The organism is Pseudomonas sp. P4_C3, assembly GCF_056402075.1.
Map to the genome: position 1 here is coordinate 1 of NZ_JBFUIC010000435.1, position 2878 is coordinate 2878.

Genomic DNA, 2878 nt, shown 5'->3' on the forward strand with positions numbered 1-2878 from the left:
CAGCAGGTCGGAACCGATGTGGTTGCAGGCGTAACAGGACATGCCCAGGTCGCCGCCGGCCTGGCCGCACTCGAATGCGGCGAACGCCTTCTGTCGAGCGTACGCCATCGGTCGGGTCCACGGGCTGACCTGATCGAGCGCCACCAGCGTGCCTGTGCGCCCTGCTTCGTAGCCGTGCTTGTCGGTGAGTTCAAGCGCCACTTCGGCGAAGGCCTGCCCGTCCACATATTCGCCATAGCGCTCGGCAATCATCACGCCAAACCAGGCAAAACCGTAACCGCTGCTTGGCGTGGTGCCATGCAGCAGTGTGAGTTCGACCATTTTCGCCAAATGCAGAAAACGAATGTCGTCGTCGACGAAGAACGAAGAAATCAACGTACTGAGCAACTCCATGGCCGCTTCGACAGACGGGTCTTCGGCCTTGGGCAAATGCACCAGATCGGCGATGCGGCGTGCGCCGACAAGCTCACGAACCTGGGTAAATGCCAGGGTCAAATCGTTCTGTGAGGGCCTGCGCTGAAGGGGAATATCCAGCAAGGCCAGACCRTTCAGCGCCTCGGTGATCGCCCCCTCGTAATCGGAGTGCAGCGTGCGCAAGGTGGCCCGTAACCGATAGGTCTTCGCGCGGTCGAGCACTGTGGTGGCGTGGGTCAGGCAATCGTCGAGGCGGCGCTGGGCGCCTTCCAGATCGGCCAGGAGCATGTCGCACTCGGCAGCCAGCCATTGGGTGGCAAACGTCTGGCTGTAGAGGCTCGACCAACCTGTCTGGTCGAGCAGACTCTCGGCCGTGCGAAGATAGCCCACGGCCTGCTCGACAGCGGCGGTGTCCCGGGCGCGTTCGGCGGCTTCGACCAACAGCTCGACGAACGCGGCGCGGCGATGCGCCTCCAGTTCATCGGCGTCAATGCGCTGGACCTGACTGGCGACTTCGAACACACGCTCATGGATCTGCTCGCCCCAATGATCAAGCATGGTGCCAGCGATACGCGCATGCTCGGCGGCGCGTCCCGCTGGCGCCGCAAGCTGACAGGCCGCCTCAAGCACACGGTCATGGGGAAACACCAGTTGCTCGCGCTCACGCAGCAGAAAACCTGCATCGACCAGGCTTTGCACATCATGGGTGATCTGTTGCGGCTCACACGGCAACAGCCGATGCAGCAGTGATTCATCACAGCGCCCGCCGACGAAGCCGGCCGTGCGCAGCACTTCGCGTTCCATCGGTGACAGGCGTTCGAGTCGCAGTACCATCAAGTCCGCGACGTTGTCGGCGTAGCGATAACCGTCCACCTCCTGTTGATTCCAGACCCAGCGGCGACCCTGCACGTCAAAGCGCACCAGACATTCATCGATCAATGCGCGCAACACCTGGCTGACGAACAGAGGATTGCCGGCCGTCTTGTAATGCACGACTTGCGCGAGCGCCTCAATCTCCTTGGGGTCGGCGTCCAGTTCAGCGGCGATCAGCTCCGCGACCGCGGGCACCGACAATGGCCCCAGCATGACGCTTGCACAGGGCAACGATTGCTCGCGACCCAGCACCTCCAGCACTCCCCCCTCGCGCTCGAGGGCTTGCGACTCGGCCTCGCGATACGCCAGGATCAACACCAGATGCCGGGGCCGCCGGGCGACGAAGGCCTGTAAAAACGACAGCGTCGAATCGTCCGCCCATTGCACGTCATCCACGAACAGCACCAGGGGGCGTCCCGGCTGAGCGAAGACTTCCAATACATCGAGCAGGGTCCGGTTGGCGCGATCGAGCGCATGTCGGGCCGGCATGTTCGGCAGCTCAGGCGTGACCCCGATGACCAGCTCAGCCTCGGGCGCCAGCTCCACCAGAAGCCTGCCCCGCCCCTTAAGCCGTTCGACCAGTTGCTCACCCAGCGTCTGCAACTCCAGAGCCGGCTTGCCCAGCAACTGGGTCATCAGCGACTTGAAGATTTCTGCCAAGGGTGCAAATGGAATTTCCTGCTGCAGCAGATTACTCTTGCCGCTGGCCCAGTAGCCGGGGGCCAGGGGCCGGACACCCTGATGGATCAGCGTCGACTTGCCGGCGCCCGGCGCGCCACCGACCAGCAGAACCCGGGCAATGCCATCGCCGCCCACCTGATGCATCAGCTCGACCAACTGCGTACGTTCGGCCTCTCGACCAAACAGTACATCGCTGCAGGCCAAGGAAGGCAACGCATCGAAAGCGCCCAGGCGGAACGCGTYGATATGCTCATGCTCCAGCCACTGCTGTTGACACCAGGCCAGATCCGCGGCCATTGATTCGGCACTCTGGTAGCGGGTGCCCGGTTCTTTCGCCAGGCCTTTGAGCAGTACTCGGCAGATGCCTTCCGGTAGATCGGTGACATGAATCGCCGGTGATTGCGGCTGGACAGCCGCGTGCACGTGCAGCCATTGGGACGGGTCGCGGGCGGTGAGCGGCAGTCGGCCGGTCAGTGCCTGATAAAGAATTGTGGTCAGCGCATAGATATCACTGCGCGCATCAAAACTGACGGCATCGCGTCGGACCTGCTCGGGGGCCAGATAAGGCCATTGTTCCAGGCCGGGCAGTTCAACCGCGGGCGCCTCCCCGGCATGGCGGTGAAAATTCAGCAGTCTGACCGAGTCGGCAGCATCCACCACCAAGTGGTGGGGTAGCAGACTGGCATGTCGCACACCCATCTTCTGGACGCTCGCCAACGCGTTGGCCGCGGCTACGGCGATGGTCAACAAGCGCGCCAGTGGCAGCCCTGTGTCACTGATCAAATCAGTCAGCGGCACCCCAGACGCGGGATCGATCAACAAAGGCCCCTCGGCCGAGCGGATGAACGCGACAGGGGCAATCGCCAAGGCCGGATCCAGGCGCAGGTGAAAATCGCGCTCCAGCCGCTGG

General features: G+C 63.2%; 1 protein-coding gene. It reads right to left on the reverse strand.

Annotation, left to right across the window (positions count from 1 at the left end; genetic code table 11):
• Positions 1–2878 (reverse strand): ATP-binding protein (locus AC1DVH_RS28945; RefSeq protein ID WP_477756664.1); only part of this gene is annotated, 2878 nt, incomplete at both ends.